Source organism: Methylobacterium platani, from assembly GCF_001653715.1.
GTDB classification, from domain to species: domain Bacteria; phylum Pseudomonadota; class Alphaproteobacteria; order Rhizobiales; family Beijerinckiaceae; genus Methylobacterium; species Methylobacterium platani.
The window spans coordinates 1118-1506 of record NZ_LWHQ01000124.1; the positions used below are offsets into that span (position 1 = coordinate 1118).

Consider the following 389-nt stretch of genomic DNA (forward strand, 5'->3'; position numbering starts at 1 on the left):
CAACAAGGCCGGCGGCATCAAGGCGCTCGGCGGCCGGCCGATCGAGATCGTGTTTCGCGACGACGGCTCGACCCCGGGCGACGCGACGCGGGTCGCCGAGGAGCTCTTGACGCGGGAGAACGTCGCCTTCCTGTGCGGCACCTTCCTGTCCAACGTCGGCCTCGCGGTGGCGGATTTCGCCAACCAGCGCAAGGCGCTGTTCCTCGCCACCGAGCCCCTGACCGACGCGCTCACCATGGGCAGCGGCAACCGCTACACCTTCCGGGTGCGGCCCAACACCTACATGCAGACCCGGATGCTGGTCGAGGCGGTCAAGGATCGCGGCGTCAAGCGCTGGGCGATCGTGGCGCCGAACTACGAGTACGGCCAGTCGGCCGCCGCCAACTTCA

Annotated in this window: 1 protein-coding gene; it reads left to right on the forward strand. The window is 69.2% G+C overall.

The features are described 5' to 3' along the window. Positions 1-389, forward strand: a 389-nt coding sequence (locus tag A5481_RS31715) for an ABC transporter substrate-binding protein (protein ID WP_156655690.1), incomplete at both ends; no start/stop codon positions are given.